Source organism: Paeniglutamicibacter sp. NPDC091659 (genome assembly GCF_044756805.1).
Lineage (GTDB): Bacteria > Actinomycetota > Actinomycetes > Actinomycetales > Micrococcaceae > Paeniglutamicibacter.
In genome coordinates this window covers 1-16,138 of the sequence record NZ_JBIVTO010000017.1, presented here as the reverse complement: position 1 = coordinate 16,138, position 16,138 = coordinate 1, and the positions used below count along the sequence as shown (strand labels likewise).

The following is a 16,138-nucleotide window of genomic DNA, read 5'->3' as shown; positions in this document are numbered from 1 at the left end:
CGGCGGGAACCCGCAGTGGGGATCCCGCCCTATTGCTTGCGCAGGTTCAGCGGCTTTTGCCCGCGCAGGTGGTGGCGCAGGTCGTCGATGACGGCCTTCATGACGGCGTTGATGGACTCGGTGGAGTTCGACAGCGCGCGCACGGCCACCCCGGGGCCGGGCAGCAGGCTCAGCCCGAGGTGCACGTGGTTCCGTTCGTCCCCCGCCACCCGGTACGCGAGCTCGCGCAGCCGCTCGACGTCGGCCTGGCCGAGGCGCGCGTCGATGGCCAGCAGCATTCCCACGTGGGTGTAGTCCTGCAGGAAGAGCAGCGAGTCCAGGGAATCCTCCCCGGGGCGCACCAGCAGGTTGTCGAGCACGGCCAGCCGCCCGCCGACGCTGACCTCGGTGCGCAGCCGGACCTGGTCGTAGCGGAAGAGCTTGCCGTCCGGGCTCCACCCGGGGGTGAGCACCTCGCAGAGCAGCAGGCTGGCCTCCGGGTCCATGTCGATGCGCGTGTACTGCCGGTAGTCCGCGCCGCGGTAGGCGATCAGCTGGTCCGGCACGTACTCCAGCACCGAGCCGGCCCCCAGCCGCACCACCATGTCCTGGCGCACGTGGGAGCCCGGGGTCTTGTACACCTTGGTCGCCGACTGAGTGGTCAGCAGCAGGCTGGTTTGGTCCTCGACGTTGACCTCGATGCCGTAGCGGTCACCGCCCAGGAATCCCCCGCCCGGGTTCACGATCGTGTAGCAGACCTGCGCCGTGTCATCGAGGTAGTGCGGCCGCAGGATGCGCAGGGCACCCTGGTGGTACTGGCCGGTCGCGATGCCCCGCCCCGTCCGGTTCGCCACCGCGAGGCGCAATTCGCCCACGAGTTTTTCGCCGGCAAAGGGCGAGGCGCCGAGGCCCGGAATGGAGAATCCCGCGGGCACGGTTTCCCCTAGCCCAGGTCAAGCATGAGCACCTCATGCTTGAGCCAGTCGATGACCGCATCCAGTCCCTCGTCGGTCTTGAGGTTCGTGAAGCAGAACGGGCGGTCCCCGCGGAATTCCTTGGAGTCCCGCTCCATGACCGACAGGTCGGCACCCACGTACGGGGCCAGGTCGGTCTTGTTGATGATGAACAGGTCCGACTTGATCATGCCCTGGCCGGCCTTGCGCGGGATCTTCTCGCCCTGGGCCACGTCGATGATGTACACCGAGAAGTCCACGAGTTCCGGGGAGAACGTGGCGGACAGGTTGTCGCCGCCGGATTCGACGAAGATGACCTGCAGGTCCGGGTGCTTGGCCTTGAGCTCCTCGATCGCCGCGGAATTCATCGAGGTGTCCTCGCGGATGGCGGTGTGCGGGCAGCCGCCGGTCTCGATGCCGATGATGCGGTCCAGCGGCAGCACGCCGTTGGCCGCCAGGATCCTGGCGTCCTCGATGGTGTAGATGTCGTTGGTGATGGCGGCCATCGAGATCTCGCCGTCCAAGCGGCGGGTGATGCGCTCGATGAGCTGGGTCTTGCCGGCGCCCACGGGGCCGCCGATTCCAATGCAGATGGGTTCCATTTTGACTCCTTGTGTCGAGTGTCGAGTGTTGCTGAGCCGCGCTGCGGTCCGGTGGCCCGCCTAGGCACGGCCTCAGGACATGAACATGCGGGCGCGCAAGTGTTCGTGGCGCATCTGCGCGATTTCCAGGCCGGGGGCCGCGGCGCCCAGGTCTTCCTCGCCCAGGCCGAAGATCGTTTCCACGGCGTCCAGGACCGGTTGGTGCATGGCCCGCAGCACCCGCTGGCCCGCGTCCTGCCCGATCGGGATGCCGCGGATCGCGTTTTGCGTCATCGAGGTGACGGTGGAAAAAAGGTACCCGGCGATGGTGTCGGCACAGGGCGCGCCGGCCCCGCGGGCGCACAGCGCGAAGGCGATGCCGGGGTGCCCGGAGCACAGGCCCGAGGCCACCTGGTCCCTGTAGCTTTCGACGTCGTCGGTGGGGAACACGCTGGTGGCTACGTGCAGCATGCGGGCACCCATCTTGACCCCGGCCTCGCGGATCTGCCGCGGCACCGCGGCCGCGTGCACCAGCTGGTCCACGCGGCGCACGGCGGCCGCGTCGGTCGCCTCGTAGGCCAGGCGCACGGCCAGCCCGTCGGTGTAGCAGAGCGACTGGGCCAGGAACTTCTCCAGCCAGCGCGTGAAGGTCTCCTCGTCGTGCACCTGGCGGGTTGAGAGGTAACTTTCGAGCCCCATCGAATGGCTGAAGGCGCCGGTCGGCAGCGCCGAGTCGGTCAGCTGCATCAGCGTGAGCAGGTGGCCTGCGGCGCCGGTCCTAGTGGGTGTGTTCGGCATGGCGGAACGGCACCGGCATCACGCGCTCTTGGCGCTGGTAGTGCGTGCCGTGGTGCTTCAGGAAGTCCTCGACGGTGTGGTCGTACTGCACCACCATGACCTCCGCGGCGTAGTCCGAGCCCGCGTCGAAGAACTGGGCCTGCAGGTGCCTGTTGCCCAGGGCGTGGGCCACCTGCCCCATCTCGAAGATGCTGGTCGGGGCGATCACCAACACGTCGGTGGGCAGCACCGAGATCGTGATGATTTCCTTCTCGTTGCGCAGCAGGATGTCCCCGTCGCACAGGTCCGGGCCCGGCGCCAGGCGGATCCCCAGCTCGCGGCCGTGGTCGGTGGTGACGCGCTGGATGCGCTTGACCAGGGCCGAGCTGGGGAGCACCACTTTTTCCTCGTGGAGCTTCTCCAGCTCCTGAACAGGGATGTCGCGCTTGTTGCCGACGAGCTGTTCGATGATCATGAAACTCCTTGTGAAAATGCCGTTTTTAGAAGAGGAAGTAGCGCTGGGCCATGGGCAGCACGGTCGACGGCTCGCAGGTCGCCTCGACCCCGTCGACCGTGACGACGTAGGTCTGCGGGTCCACCTGGATGTCCGGGGTCTCGCCGTTGAACTTCAGGTCCGCCTTGGTGAGCGTGCGGATCCCGTGCACCGGGCGGATCACCTTGCGCAGGCGCAGGCGCTCGGGGACGCCCTCCTCGATGGCCGCCTGGGACAGGAAGGTGATCGAGGAGTGGTGCACCGCGGTGCCCAGGGCGCCGAAGTTCTGCCGCAGCGTGCGCGGCTGCGGGGTGGGGATCGAGCCGTTGGAATCGCCCATGATCGACTGGGCGATCAGCCCTCCCTTGATCACCATGTCCGGCTTCACGCCGAAGAAGGCGGGGTCCCAGAGCACCAGGTCGGCGAACTTGCCCTCCTCCACGGATCCCACGGTGTCAGCGATGCCGTGGGCGATGGCCGGGTTGATCGTGTACTTGGAGATGTAGCGCTTGAGCCGGAAGTTGTCGCCGATCTCCGGGTCCTCGGGGAACTTGCCGCGTTGGCGCTTCATGGCGTCGGCGACCTGCCAGGTGCGCAGCACCGTCTCGCCGATGCGTCCCATGGCCTGGGAATCGGAGGAGGTCATCGAGAACACGCCCATGTCATGGAGCACGTCCTCGGCCGCGATGGTCTCGGCGCGGATGCGCGAGTCGGCGAACGCAACGTCCTCCGGGATGTCCGCGTTGAGGTGGTGCGCCACCATGAGCATGTCCAGGTGCTCGTCCACCGTGTTGACGGTGTACGGCAGAGTGGGGTTGGTGGAGGCCGGGAGCACGTTGGGCAGCCCCGCCATGCGGATGATGTCCGGCGCGTGGCCACCGCCGGCACCCTCGGTGTGGAAGGTGTGGATCACGCGGCCGTCGATGGCCGCGATGGTGTCCTCCACGAAGCCGCATTCGTTCAGGGTGTCCGCGTGGATGGCGATCTGCACGTCGAACTCGTCGGCGATCTTCAGCGACATGTCGATCGAGGAATGGGTGGATCCCCAGTCCTCGTGGACCTTCAGCCCGATCGCGCCGGCACGGATCTGTTCGGCGAGCGGGCCGCGCGCGCTGGCGTGTCCCTTGCCGAGGAACCCGATGTTGATGGGCAGGTTCTCCACGGCCTGCAGCATCCGGGAAATGTGCCACGGGCCGGGCGTCACGGTGGTTGCCTTGGAGGCATCCGAGGGACCTGCGCCGCCGCCGATGAGCGTGGTGACGCCGGAGGCCAGCGCCACGGGGATCTGGTCGGGGCTGATGAAGTGCACGTGGGTGTCGATGGCCCCGGCCGTGAGGATCTTGTGTTCGCCGGCGATGATGTCCGTGGACGCACCGATGGTGATGTTCACGCCGTCGGTGATGTCCGGGTTGCCGGCCTTGCCGATGCGGAAGATGTGGCCGTCGCGCAGGGCGACGTCCGCCTTGTAGATGCCGGTGTAGTCGAGCACCACCACGTTGGTGATGACGGTGTCGGGGACGTCCTGGTCACGGGTCAGCTGCCCGTTTTGGCCCATGCCGTCACGGATGACCTTGCCGCCGCCGAAGACCACTTCGTCGCCGTAGTTGGTGTGGTCGTGCTCGATTTCCAGGAACAGGTCGGTGTCCGCCAGCCGGATGGCGTCCCCGGTGGTCGGCCCGTACATTTCCGCATAGTGCTTGCGGCTCATCTCGAAGCTCATTTGCCACCCTCCGTTTCCTGATCGTCGTGCGCGGCCTCTTCGCTGCCTGCAGCGTCTTGTTCCTCGGCCTCGGCCGCCGCCTTCTTGACGTCCGCGGGGTGCGGCGGGTGTGATTCATCGACCTCGTCGACGCCGAAGTCGGTGTGGAAGCCGACGGACTCCCCGCCGAGGTTCGGCAGGTCGATGTCGTATTCGGCGACCAACTCGGGTTCGGTCTCCGGGTTGATGCCGGCGGTGCCGCCGATGGCTGCGGTTTCCACCACCGGAATCGTTTCGCCGATCGGGCCGTTGACCCTGTCCTGGAAACCAAAGACATGGCGCCGTCCGGCGAACTCGACCAGGTGCACGGTGCGCGCGTCGCCTGGTTCGAAGCGCACGGCGGTGCCGGCGGGGATGTCCAGGCGGAAGCCGCGGGCCGCCACCCGGTCCAGGTCCAGCTGGGGATTGACCTCGGCAAAGTGGTAGTGCGAGCCGACCTGGATGGGCCGGTCGCCATGGTTCACGAGGTTGAGAATTCGGGTTTCAAGCTCCCCATTGCAGACAACGGGCTCGTCACGCAGGATGTATTCTCCCGGTTTCATGGTCACTCCTCGTTAACGAATGGGGTTGTGGACGGTGACGAGTTTGGTTCCGTCCGGGAACGTTGCCTCGACCTGTACATCGTGGATCATGTCGGCGACGCCTTCCATGACCTGCTCCCGGGTGAGGACGGTCGTGCCGAAGCTCATCAGCTCGGCGACGGTGCGTCCGTCACGGGCTCCCTCAATGAGTTCGAAGGTAATGATTGCCACCGCTTCAGGGTGGTTGAGCAATAGTCCGCGGGACTGGCGCCTGCGCGCGAGATCTGCGGCGACAACCACCATGAGTTTTTCGTGCTCACGCGGGGTCAAATGCATCGAGGGCTCCTGGTCTACACAGCTTTTGAATAGTGCACCACCCGTTATCTGCAACCGGCCAATAAGAGCCGGGAGGTCCGTGGATAGGGCAAGAATAGCAGAGGAAAAGGTCCAACAGTCAACCAATTAACCCGCGCAATGTCCGGCTTTCCATACGCCCGCATTTTCCGCAGCGACATGGGGGGAAAGCGGCGATGCAACCCGTCAGGTTTTTGGCAGCTTTTGCGCCAGCAATGACTCCAGCCCGGCAACCCACCGCAGCTGGAAGTTGCTGGTGTGGTTCGCCCGGAAACGGGCCATTCCATCGAGCACGAGTTCGGGTGTCCACATACCGTTCCGAACCAGCGCCAGGATCTGCCGATCGATGCGGTCCTCGCTGGCCGGGTCGACCTGCCAATCGAGCGCCGCGGCCCCGAGCGAGGGCCTGACCTCCGCATCAAAGAGACGGGGCAGCGTGATGGTCGCCAGGTCCGGCGCCGCCGCAAACAGTGCCGCCCGCTCGCGCGGTTTGCTCCAGCGCAGGGTGGAAAGCAGGTTGTTCACGGTGCCGTCGCCGGTGGGGGCCGGGGCATGCCCGCGGGCCACCCAGTCGAACATCACCCCGTAGGGGCCGGTCTTGTCCCAGTTTTTGGGCGCGCGCTGGTAGTTCTCCCCCAGCCGTTCGACGATTGCCGGCAACTGGGTCGGGAAGATCCTGGGATAGGCGTTCTTCAGGACGTCCCGGGGAATCGCCACCAGATCCGCGGCCCGCATGGCTCCAATGCACGCGGCGTGGGCGCAGAGCGCGGCCTCATGGTGCTTCCCGAGTTCCCCGACCCAGTGCCCCTCGGGTGACCGTGCCGCGTGCGGGGCCGCGGAAATCAGCCGAAACAGCCTGCCCAGCTGCTGATTAACCGAAAGGACCCCGGAGCGGTCGGACTCGATGAGTCCGAGCACCGCTTCGAGGTCCCCGCGCCGGACGGCCGCAACAACGGGCTCGTCCGACCATTCCATGGGAAGCAGGCCTTAGAGGCCCAGTTCTTCCTTGCCGAAGACGTAGAGGTACGGCACGCCGGCCTCTTCTTCGATGCGTTCCTTGGAGCCAGTGTCGCGGTCGACGATGACTGCAACGGCTACGACGTTGCCGCCGGCCTTGCGCACGCCCTCGACTGCGGTCAATGCCGAACCGCCGGTGGTGGAGGTGTCTTCGAGAACCACGACGTTGCGGCCCGACACCTCCGGACCCTCGACCTGGCGGCCCATGCCGTAGGACTTCTGTGCCTTGCGGACAACGAATGCGTCGATGGCGCGGCCGGCCTGGCCCGCGGCGTGCATCAGCGCGGTGCCCACCGGGTCGGCGCCCATGGTCAGGCCGCCGGCATTGGTGAATTCGATGCCGGCCTCGTCGAGCATTTCCAGCATGACGGAGCCCACCAGCGGTGCGGCCTCGTGGTGCAGCGTGATGCGGCGAAGGTCAATGTAGTAGTCGGCTTCCTTGCCGGAAGAAAGGATCACCTTGCCGTGTACTACGGCGAGTTCCTTAACGAGTTCAAGCAAGCGGGCGCGAGCGGCAGTGTTGGTCATGGCTCCAATTCTAGTTTGTGGGCAACGATGCTTGCATCCCGCCGCGGCCGCACACCGTGTCCGTGCACGTCACCCGATTCTTCGGCACCGGAAGGCGATCCAGAAACTGGCTACAGACAGGCGAGCGGTTGCGGGGCTAGGCTGAGGCCATGAACGATCTTCGCCCCTTGGGTTACTGGCTCAAATTGGTTGACTCGCTCATTTCTGAGCAGTTCGCCAATTCCCTCGAAGAGCATGGCGTCACGCGCCGCCAATGGCAATTGCTCAACGTCTTGTCCCGTGGCTCCGCCACCGGCGGTGAACTCACCGCCGCGCTCGCCCCGTTCTTCGGGGAGGCGCAGGCCGAAGACGAACCCACAAGTCCCTCGGAGCATCTGGCAGAGCTGGTTGAATCCGGCTGGGTTTCCGAACAGGGCCACACCTTTGCGCTGACCGAACGCGGCGCGGTGTCCCTGGACCGTCTCACGGAAATCGTCGACGGGATGCGTGAGGAATCGAGCGCGGGAATCAGTGCCGAAGACTACGCAATCACCGTGAACTCCCTGCAGCGGATGGCAACAAACCTAGGCTGGGACCCGAGCAAGCCCCCGGCCGACGCCTGACAACGGTTTCCCAAGCCCTGTTGAATCGTGTTGCCGGTTGTTCCGCCGCGCCCGAACCCAAGCACGCTAGGCTAGGTGAATGCGCGAATTACAGGCCCTGATCATCAAGGAAATGGGCGTCAAGCCCCTCATCGACCCTGCTGCAGAGGTGCGCGCCCGCGTCGATTTCCTGAAGGAATACCTGCTTGCCACCGGCACCAAGGGATTTGTCCTGGGCATCTCCGGTGGACTTGATTCGACGCTTGCCGGGCGCTTGGCCCAGCTTGCCGTCGAAGAGCTGCGCGCCTCGGGCGCGAGCGCCAAGTTCATGGCCGTGCGGCTGCCCTACGGCGAACAACTCGACGAGGCCGATGCGAAGGCCGCCATGGACTTCGTGGCGGCGGACGTTGAACGCACACTGAACGTTCAGGCCGGCGTCGACGGGCTCGAAGAAGCCTTCCTTGCCGCCGCTGGCACGCCGATTTCCGATTTCAACAAGGGCAACATCAAGGCCCGCATGCGCATGATTGCCCAGTATGCGTTGGCCGGGGAAGAGAACCTGCTGGTGCTCGGGACCGACCACGGAGCCGAGTCCGTCACGGGGTTCTTCACGAAATTCGGCGACGGCGGTGCGGACATCCTCCCGCTCTTTGGGCTGAACAAGCGGCAGAACCGCGAACTGCTGCGCCACCTCGGCTCGCCCCGGAGCCTGTGGGAAAAGGTTCCCACGGCGGACCTGCTCGACGGCCAGCCGCTGCGCACCGACGAGGACGAGCTGGGCATCAGCTACAAGGACATCGACGACTACCTTGAGGGCCGCGACATCCCGGAGGACGCAGCCAAGAACCTGGAGGGCAAGTTCCTGCGTTCGCGGCACAAGCGGACCACACCCGTCACCATCTTCGATTCGTGGTGGAAGGCCTAGGCCGTCTCGAATCGCGCCTAGGCTAGATGCGTGGAAAACATGGAAAACGCAACAGCTCCCGTGATCTCGCCGGAGGAAACCTTGCCAACGCCGGAACCGGATTATCCCGTTCCGACCGGGGAATTGGTTCAGCCGATCATCTTGTTGGTGGACCGCGAGGATCCATGCGCCGAGGACCAGGGAATCGCCGCGGCCGCACTTGCCTCGGTCGGGGCGCTGCTTGCGAATCCACGCCACCCGTACTGGAAGCCCTGGGCCCAGGGTGCATTTGCCAAGAGCGTCCGCCGGGCGGACGCCAAGATGTTCGCGAAGGTCGCCGGCGAATTCCCCGACCACGCATTGGCCGAGATCGGGGACGCCAAGGCCCTGGGCTTTGCCCCGATGCAGGCGGATTCCTTGCCGAAGCGCTTGGCCAAGCTGCAGGTTTCGGGGACAACACTCCCGGCAGGCGGCACGGGTGACCCAACGAGCGTGCGGATCGCACTCAATGATTCGCTGGGCATGAGCACCGGCAAGGCCGCAGCCCAGGCAGCCCATGCACTTTTCGCCTGGGTGTTGGAAGGAGAACCGCGCGACGTCGATAAATGGCGCGGCGACGGCTGCGGGTTGTCGGTCGAGCGCCTCGGCGCAGCGGAATTCCGGCGCCAGGCACGCGAGGCAACGGGCCCGGTGATCCATGATGCGGGCCGAACCGAGATCGATCCCGGCTCGGCCACGGCATTCGTGAAGATCGGCTAGACGAAGGCAGAAATCCCGGTCACGGCCCTGCCGACGATTAGTGAGTTGATTTCGTAGGTTCCCTCATAGGTGTAGAGGATTTCGACGTCGCCGAACAGCTTGGCCATTTCGTGGTCGGTGGTGACCCCGTTGCCGCCCAGCAGTGCGCGCCCCTTGGCCGCCGATTCCCGGGCCAGCCTAGTGGTGGTCGACTTGGCCATTGCCGCTTGGACCATCTCCAGCTGGCCCTTGTCCTGCAGGCGGGCCACGCCCACCATCAGGGAAAGGCTGGCCATGGCATTGCCCAGGATTTCCGCCAACGGCAGCTGCACCAGCTGGAACTCGGCGATTTGCCGGCCGAACTGCTCGCGTGCCAGCGCATAGTCCCTGGCGATATCGAAGATTCCCAGTTGGACGCCGGCTGCCTGCCAGCCAACCCATGCCCGTGAATGCATTAGCAATTCATTCGCCTTGGCGAAGCTTGTCGCGCCGGGGAGCCTGTTGGTCTCAGGCACGCGGACGGAATCCAATTCGATGTCGGCGTTCTGCATGATGCGCAGGCCGATCTTGTTGCCGATCTTGGTCACGGAAAAACCCGGGCGGTCCGATTCGACGATGAATGCCTTGATCTGGCCGTCGCCGGTGTCCCGCGCCCAGACCAGGGCGAAGTCGGCGATGGTGCCCGACCCGATCCACCGCTTGGAACCGCTGATCACCCATTCCCCGCCCTCACGCGTTGCAGTGGTTGACAGTCCACCGGCGACGTCCGAGCCGTGGTCGGGCTCGGTAAGGGCGAAAGCGCCAAGTGCCGTGAAATTCGTGAGCCTGGGCAGCCACCTTGCCTTCTGCATCTCCGACCCGAACTCGTGGATCATTCCGACAATCAGTTCGTTGTGGATCCCGACCAGCGCCGAGAGCGAGACGTCCGCGCGTGCCGCCTCGACGTAGACCAGGCCCTTGAAGAGGTCGCTGCTTCCGTCGGTCTGGATGCCGCCGAGCCCGAAGGCGGCCATTTCCGGCAGCAGGTGGTGCGGGAATTCCTCGCGGTTCCAATAACCGACGCTTTCCGGGCGCACCCTGTTCTGGAGAAAGGCGCGGATTTCCTCGAGCCGTTCGCGTTCGGACTCCCCCAGCAGTTGCCAGGTGTGCATCAGGTCCGCCTCGGGGTAGGGCAACGGGCGGGTGCGCATCGTGTCGATGCCGCCTGCGTCATGGCCGTGTTCAACGCTCAAAGGCACGGTGGGACTCCCTTGCTTGTTTCCTGTTCGGAGGTTGTCGAGGCACCCTTCCAAACGCTTGGATATCCAAGTATATTTGCGAGTGACGTGAATCACTAGGGCTTCCTACTAATTGCTTTCCGTGCGAAAGGCAGCAATGACAATTACCGAAGATTTCCGCGCCGCACGCGACCAGCTCCTTGGGCTGCGCACCAACTACGAGCTGGCCCGCACGGAATTCCGGTGGCCCAGCTTCACCGAGTTCAACTTCGGCCTTGACTGGTTCGATGCGGTCGCCGCCGATCCCGCACGGGCCGACGCCAACGCACTGGTCATCGTGGAAAAGGACGGAAGCTCAACGCGGCGGACATGGGCCGAACTCTCCTCGCGCTCGAACCAGCTCGCCAACTGGATGAGGTCGATCGGCATGGCCCGCGGCGAGAAAATCATCGTCATGCTTGGAAACCGCGTGGAGCTGTGGGAAATCATGCTGGCCGGAATCAAGCTGGGCGTGGTCCTGATTCCCACCACCACGCAGATGACCCGACCGGACCTGCAGGACCGGGTCGACCGCGGAGACGCCCGTTGGGTCTTTGCCGGCGCATCCGACGCGGCCAAATTCGACGAGGTCGCGGGCGACTACCGGATCGTGCACGTCGACGGAGGCGCACCGGAGGCCGGGTTCAACTACCCCGACAGCCACCGGGCGGACGTCGAGTTCGTGCCCGGGGCGCCCACGCTGGCGGACGAAACCCTGTTGCTGTACTTCACCTCGGGGACCACCTCGAAGGCCAAACTCGTCGAGCACACGCACACTTCCTACCCGGTCGGGCACCTAAGCACCATGTTCTGGATCGGCCTGGAACCCGGCGACGTGCACCTCAATGTTGCCTCCCCGGGGTGGGCCAAGCATGCCTGGAGCAACTTCTTCGCCCCGTGGATCGCCGAAGCAACGGTTTTCCTCTACAACTACGACCGCTTCGACGCCAAGTCGCTCATGGCCCAGATGGACGCCGAGTCCGTCACCAGCTTCTGCGCGCCTCCCACCGTGTGGAGAATGCTCATCCAGGCCGACCTGACAGCCCTGAAGAACCCGCCAGCAAAGCTGGTTTCGGCGGGCGAACCCCTGAACGCAGAGGTCATCGACCAGGTCCACCGGGCCTGGGGGCAGACGATCCGCGACGGGTTCGGCCAGACCGAGTCCACCGTCCAGACGGCCAACCCGCCGGGCATGCCCATCAAGATCGGCGCCATGGGCAGGCCGATGCCCGGCTACGACGTGGTCCTCGTGGACCCGAACACCGGTCAGGAAGGGAACGAGGGTGAAATCTGCCTGCGCCTGGATCCGCGCCCGCTGGGGCTGCTGAAGTCCTACTACGGGGACCCGGAAAAGACCGCCGACGCCTTCAGGGGCGGCTACTATCACACCGTTGACATGGCCGAAAAGGACGAGCAGGGAATCATCACCTACGTGGGCCGCGGGGACGATGTCTTCAAGTCCAGCGACTACCGGCTGAGCCCGTTCGAACTGGAATCGGTGCTCATCCAGCACCCGGCGGTGGCCGAGGCGGCGGTCGTCCTCTCCCCCGACCCGCTGAGGCTCTCGGTGCCCAAGGCCTTCGTGGTGACGGCCGAGGGATACGAACCCTCCGCCGCGTTGGCCGAGAGCATCCTGCGCCACTGCCGGGAACAGCTTGCCCCGTTCAAGCGGATCCGCCGGCTCGAGTTTGCGCAGCTGCCCAAGACCATTTCCGGCAAGATCCGCCGCGTGGAATTGCGCCACAGCGAGGAGCAGCGGCACGGGGCCGACGCTCCGGCGGACTTCCCGGGGATCGAGTACGACGAGCGCGACTTCCCGTCACTAAAGTCCTAGCCGCGACCGGCTTCGGTAAACTTGGGCAACACTTTCACCCCGGAGGGAACATGAGCCAGCCGTTACCGCGCGACCCCATCCTGGACGCCCAGCTCAACTGGGAGCGTCGCGGGTGGGGCGACGTGGCAGAACCCATGGCGGCGATCACCGCGCTGATGCGTACGCAACAGATCATCCTGCAGCGCGCGGAAACGGTGCTCAGGCCCTTCGGGCTGACCTTTGCCCGCTACGAGCTGCTGGCCCTGTTGAGTTTCGCCAGGGACGGCGCGTTGGCCATGAGCAAGGCCAGCGCGCTGCTCCAGGTCCATGCCACGTCGGTGACCAATGCGGTGGACCGGCTCGAGGATGCAGGGCTTGTGGCCCGCACCAAGCACCCCACGGACAAACGCACCACGCTGATCGCACTGTCGGACAAGGGCCGGGAGCTCGCAGCGGCGGCAACCGAGGAGCTCAACAGCCGCGTCTTCGCCGACTCGGGATTCTCCGACCGGGACATCGGGACGCTGATCCGCATTTTTGCCAAGTTCCGCCGCGACGCGGGAGATTTCGGGCAGCCCGAGGAATCCGCGGGCGCCTAGCCCCCTCCGTCGCCGGTCGCCCGTTCCGCTTCACACAGGTCGCTCCTGACCTGCAATTATGCAACTCGATGGCTTAACTCGACGCGCCGAGAAACCCCGCATCCACCCCATTTCGTGACCGCGCTCACATACTTTTACATAGGACATCCCATGTCGTATGTCCTGATCGAATCAGCCCCAAGATGATTCTGTGTGAAAGGAATCCGCACACCATGACACATTCCACCCATCGTTCGCGCGCGTCCCGGAAGGCCGCCTGGCTCGGTTCACTGGCCGCGCTCAGCCTGATCATCCCGGTGTCGACCGCGGGCGCAGCGTTCGCATCGACGGCCATCCCCGGCGCCGACCCCACGGCCGCCCCGGGAAGCTTCACCGAGCAGAACCTCGCCGCCGACCGCACCTCAAACAACTGGTTCTACCGCATCCCCGCCCTCGCCCACCTGGGCGACGGCGTCGTGCTGTCGTCCTGGGACGCGCGCCCCGGAAGCGCGGCGGACGCACCGAACCCCAACACCATCGTGCAACGCCGCAGCCTCGACAACGGCAAGACCTGGGGACCGCTGACCACCATCGCCGCGGGCCACATCGCCGATGCCAGCGGACCCAAGTACGGCTACTCCGACCCCAGCTACGTGGTCGATGCCGAATCCGGCAAGGTCTTCAACTTCTTCGTCTACTCGAAGGACCAGGGCTTCCACGGCAGCGCCTGGGGCAACGACGACGCCAACCGCCAGGTCATCAGCGCCGCGGTCGTCGAATCCACCGACGGCGGCCTTACCTGGAGCGAACCGCGCCTGATCACCGACGTCGTGAAGCCGGGCTCCGGCTCGACGCCCACCGCCGGAGCCGTGCGCAGCATGTTCGCCACCTCCGGCCAGGGCATCCAGCTCACCCGCGGCGAATACGCCGGCCGGCTCATCCAGCAGTACGCGGGCGACGTGCAGCTGGCCAACGGCTCGCGCACCTACCAGTCCTACTCGGTGTACTCGGATGACCACGGTGCCACCTGGCAGCGCGGCGAATTCACCGGCAGCGCCATGGACGAGAACAAGGTCGTGGAACTCTCCGACGGCCGCGTCATGCTCAACTCCCGCGATTCGGGCAACGGCGGCTACCGCAAGGTCGCCATCTCCACCAACGGCGGCGAAAGCTACTCGGAGGTCAAGCAGGACAAGAACCTGCCGGATCCCACCAACAACGCCCACGTCACCCAGCTGGTCCCGGGTGCCGAGGCGGGCAGCAAGGACGCCAAGAAGCTGCTCTACACCGGCGCCAACTCGCAGACCGGACGCGAAAACGTCTCGGCCCGCGTCTCCTGCGACGACGGCGCCAGCTGGCCCGGACTGCGCACCATCCGCCACGGATTCTCCGCCTATTCCTCGTCCACGGCCCTGGCCGACGGCAGGTTCGGCGTGCTCTACGAGGGCAACTACACCGACTCCATGCCGTTCGCGTCCTTCGACGAGGAATGGCTCAACTACGTCTGCGCACCGCAAGCGGCCGCGGACTTCACCGCAGACGCCGGCGCCACGCACAAGCTATCGGTGACCATCACCAACCAGGAAGACACCGCGCTGGACGGCGCGCTCACGCTGGCCGCCACCCAGAAGTTCGCCTCAAACACCGTCGACGTCGCCAACCTTCCGGCCGGCGAATCGCGCACCGTCGAACTCGACGTCAAGGTTCCCGTCACGGCCAACGGCAAGTACCTGCTGCAGACGGTCTTCACCGCCACCGACGGCGCCACCGCCCAGGGCAACGTCCGTGCCACCATCACCGGCAAGGAAGTCACGGGCATCGAGGTCTCCGGCAACCGCACCGACACCGCCCGCGACCTCGCAGCCAACCCCTACGCCGCAGGTGACTTGCTGCCATACGCGTTCAAGGTGGCCAGCGCCTCGAACATCGCCCAGTGGGTGGTGCCCACCGAGGGCAACTTCGCGCCGTTCGCGGCCAAGCCCGTCGGCGAGGCCAGCCCCGCCGGCAACTGCCGCTACGGCAACCTCGGCGCCGGAACCTCATACACCTGCTCCACTCCGCGCCACACCGTGACCGCCGGCGAGGTGGCCGACGGCTTCTTCGTCCCCACCACCAAGTGGACGGTCGGCCGCATCAACGCCAACTACGACGTGGTCAACAGCTACGACGTGGTTGGCGACGAGGTCGACCTGCTGGCACGCGCGCCCCGGCTCGAGGCAACGGCCGGAACCCCGGTCCTGCAGGATGTCGATGCCGACTCCTACGCCTCCGTGGGCGATACCGTGTCCCACGTGGTCACCCTGAAGAACGCCGGCAACGTCAGGCTGACCGACGTTGCCGATGCCGAGCTCATCGCCGGCGAACTGGCCGTGGGTTCGTCCACCGACTACACGGTCAAGCACACCGTCACGGCCGAGGACCTGGCCGCGGGCACGCTGGCCGCGCGTTCGATCGCGTTCAGCGCCGCCAACGGCGCCACCTCCGTCGAGGCATCGGCCGCGCTCGGCGAATTCAAGCTCCCCGTCGCCCCGGAGGAGACCGCAACCAGCGCCCCGGCCAAGGCAGTGCTCTCCCACAACAACGGGCGGGACACCGGCCTGAAGGACGGCGACTTTGTGGTCAGCATGGACCTCCGCGGCGGCAGCAATGCCGCCGTCTTCACCCTGTACGAGAACGGCGTGAAGATCTCCACGCAGAAACTCAAGGCCAACACCCCCGGGGCCCAAAAGGCCACGGTCACGGTCGAGGGCAAGACAAACGGCACCTACCGCTACCGCGGGGAGCTGGCCAACGCCGCGGGAACCACCAAGACCGCCACGCTTGTCGTGAAGGTGAAGGACGCGAATCCCGCCCAGCCGGTCATTGACCTCGAGGGCGCAAAGTTCGCGCAGGACTACACCCTCACCACCAACCTGTGGTGGGGCACCAACGCCACCAAGTACACGCTGTATGAAAACGGCACGGTCGTTGACGAGCAGACCCTGACCGCCGCGACGCCGGCGGCCCAGAAGGCAAGCACGTCCTTCGTCGACAAGGCGCCCGGCACCTACAGGTACACCGCGGTGCTCGGCAACGCGGCGGGTTCCACCGAGAGCAAGACCCTGGTCGTAAAGGTCAGGTAGCCACGGCCCGCGCAACAAAACGAAGCCCGGCTCCGGGGAGGATTCAGCCTCCCCGGAGCCGGGCTTCGCGCGTCCGAACCTACCGCCGGCTAGATGATTGATTCCAAGGGATGACTACGCGGGCAAGGGTGTCCAGACTCGAGGTGTAATCACCAACATTCGAACCTGGAGAGTTCTGATGGAC

At 65.7% G+C, this 16,138-nt stretch carries 15 protein-coding genes and 1 pseudogene; 6 read left to right on the top strand and 10 right to left on the bottom strand.

Annotation, left to right across the window (positions count from 1 at the left end):
- Window positions 1-29: 29 nt before the first annotated feature.
- The 9 genes and pseudogenes from ACIQLF_RS20765 to pyrE form a co-directional block, all read right to left on the bottom strand.
- Window positions 30-914: an urease accessory protein UreD gene (locus ACIQLF_RS20765; protein WP_400302806.1), complete on the bottom strand. Its 885-nt coding sequence runs from the start codon at window positions 912-914 to the stop codon at window positions 30-32.
- Between the two features lie 8 nt (window positions 915-922).
- Window positions 923-1,534 (bottom strand): urease accessory protein UreG, encoded by a 612-nt coding sequence (gene ureG, locus ACIQLF_RS20760; protein ID WP_400302803.1) that lies wholly within the window; start codon window positions 1,532-1,534, stop codon window positions 923-925.
- Between the two features lie 72 nt (window positions 1,535-1,606).
- Window positions 1,607-2,311, bottom strand: a complete 705-nt coding sequence (locus ACIQLF_RS20755; RefSeq protein WP_400302801.1) for an urease accessory protein UreF — start codon at window positions 2,309-2,311, stop codon at window positions 1,607-1,609.
- A complete protein-coding gene (gene ureE, locus ACIQLF_RS20750) occupies window positions 2,292-2,765 on the bottom strand; it encodes an urease accessory protein UreE (RefSeq protein ID WP_400302798.1) in 474 nt (157 codons plus the stop codon). The genes ACIQLF_RS20755 and ureE overlap by 20 nt, the downstream gene beginning before the upstream one ends.
- Window positions 2,766-2,790: 25 nt before the next feature.
- Entirely contained in the window at window positions 2,791-4,503 is a 1,713-nt protein-coding gene (gene ureC, locus ACIQLF_RS20745; protein WP_400302796.1) for an urease subunit alpha, read from the bottom strand.
- Between the two features lie 278 nt (window positions 4,504-4,781).
- Window positions 4,782-5,084, bottom strand: a pseudogene (locus ACIQLF_RS20740) (urease subunit beta); the annotation flags it as partial.
- A gap of 12 nt (window positions 5,085-5,096) precedes the next feature.
- Window positions 5,097-5,399 carry an urease subunit gamma gene (locus ACIQLF_RS20735; RefSeq protein ID WP_400302793.1) on the bottom strand — a complete coding sequence of 101 codons (303 nt, stop codon included), beginning with the start codon at window positions 5,397-5,399 and terminating at the stop codon, window positions 5,097-5,099.
- A gap of 204 nt (window positions 5,400-5,603) precedes the next feature.
- Window positions 5,604-6,392, bottom strand: a complete 789-nt coding sequence (locus ACIQLF_RS20730) for a hypothetical protein (RefSeq protein ID WP_400302791.1) — start codon at window positions 6,390-6,392, stop codon at window positions 5,604-5,606.
- Between the two features lie 12 nt (window positions 6,393-6,404).
- Window positions 6,405-6,962, bottom strand: coding sequence for an orotate phosphoribosyltransferase (gene pyrE, locus ACIQLF_RS20725; protein ID WP_400302789.1), 558 nt, complete (start codon window positions 6,960-6,962; stop codon window positions 6,405-6,407).
- Window positions 6,963-7,111: 149 nt separating this feature from the next.
- Here pyrE and ACIQLF_RS20720 point away from each other — a divergent pair, with 149 nt between their 5' ends.
- The 3 genes from ACIQLF_RS20720 to ACIQLF_RS20710 all read left to right on the top strand — a co-directional run bounded on the left by ACIQLF_RS20720 (window position 7,112) and on the right by ACIQLF_RS20710 (window position 9,206).
- Window positions 7,112-7,564 (top strand): MarR family winged helix-turn-helix transcriptional regulator, encoded by a 453-nt coding sequence (locus ACIQLF_RS20720; protein ID WP_400302787.1) that lies wholly within the window; start codon window positions 7,112-7,114, stop codon window positions 7,562-7,564.
- 79 nt (window positions 7,565-7,643) lie between these two features.
- Window positions 7,644-8,468, top strand: coding sequence for an ammonia-dependent NAD(+) synthetase (gene nadE, locus ACIQLF_RS20715; protein WP_400302785.1), 825 nt, complete (start codon window positions 7,644-7,646; stop codon window positions 8,466-8,468).
- Window positions 8,469-8,507: 39 nt separating this feature from the next.
- A complete protein-coding gene (locus ACIQLF_RS20710; RefSeq protein WP_400302895.1) occupies window positions 8,508-9,206 on the top strand; it encodes a peptidyl-tRNA hydrolase in 699 nt (232 codons plus the stop codon).
- On the opposite strand, the gene ACIQLF_RS20705 is transcribed toward ACIQLF_RS20710, so the two are convergent.
- Entirely contained in the window at window positions 9,203-10,375 is a 1,173-nt protein-coding gene (locus tag ACIQLF_RS20705; RefSeq protein ID WP_400302891.1) for an acyl-CoA dehydrogenase family protein, read from the bottom strand. The two genes, ACIQLF_RS20710 and ACIQLF_RS20705, sit on opposite strands and share 4 nt — an antisense overlap.
- Before the next feature lie 184 nt (window positions 10,376-10,559).
- Here ACIQLF_RS20705 and ACIQLF_RS20700 point away from each other — a divergent pair, with 184 nt between their 5' ends.
- From ACIQLF_RS20700 to ACIQLF_RS20690, 3 genes are all read left to right on the top strand, one after another.
- A complete protein-coding gene (locus tag ACIQLF_RS20700) occupies window positions 10,560-12,275 on the top strand; it encodes an AMP-binding protein (protein WP_400302782.1) in 1,716 nt (571 codons plus the stop codon).
- A 50-nt stretch (window positions 12,276-12,325) separates the two neighbouring features.
- Window positions 12,326-12,853: a MarR family winged helix-turn-helix transcriptional regulator gene (locus ACIQLF_RS20695; protein WP_400302779.1), complete on the top strand. Its 528-nt coding sequence runs from the start codon at window positions 12,326-12,328 to the stop codon at window positions 12,851-12,853.
- A gap of 212 nt (window positions 12,854-13,065) precedes the next feature.
- Window positions 13,066-15,954 carry an exo-alpha-sialidase gene (locus tag ACIQLF_RS20690; RefSeq protein WP_400302777.1) on the top strand — a complete coding sequence of 963 codons (2,889 nt, stop codon included), beginning with the start codon at window positions 13,066-13,068 and terminating at the stop codon, window positions 15,952-15,954.
- Window positions 15,955-16,138 lie beyond the last annotated feature (184 nt).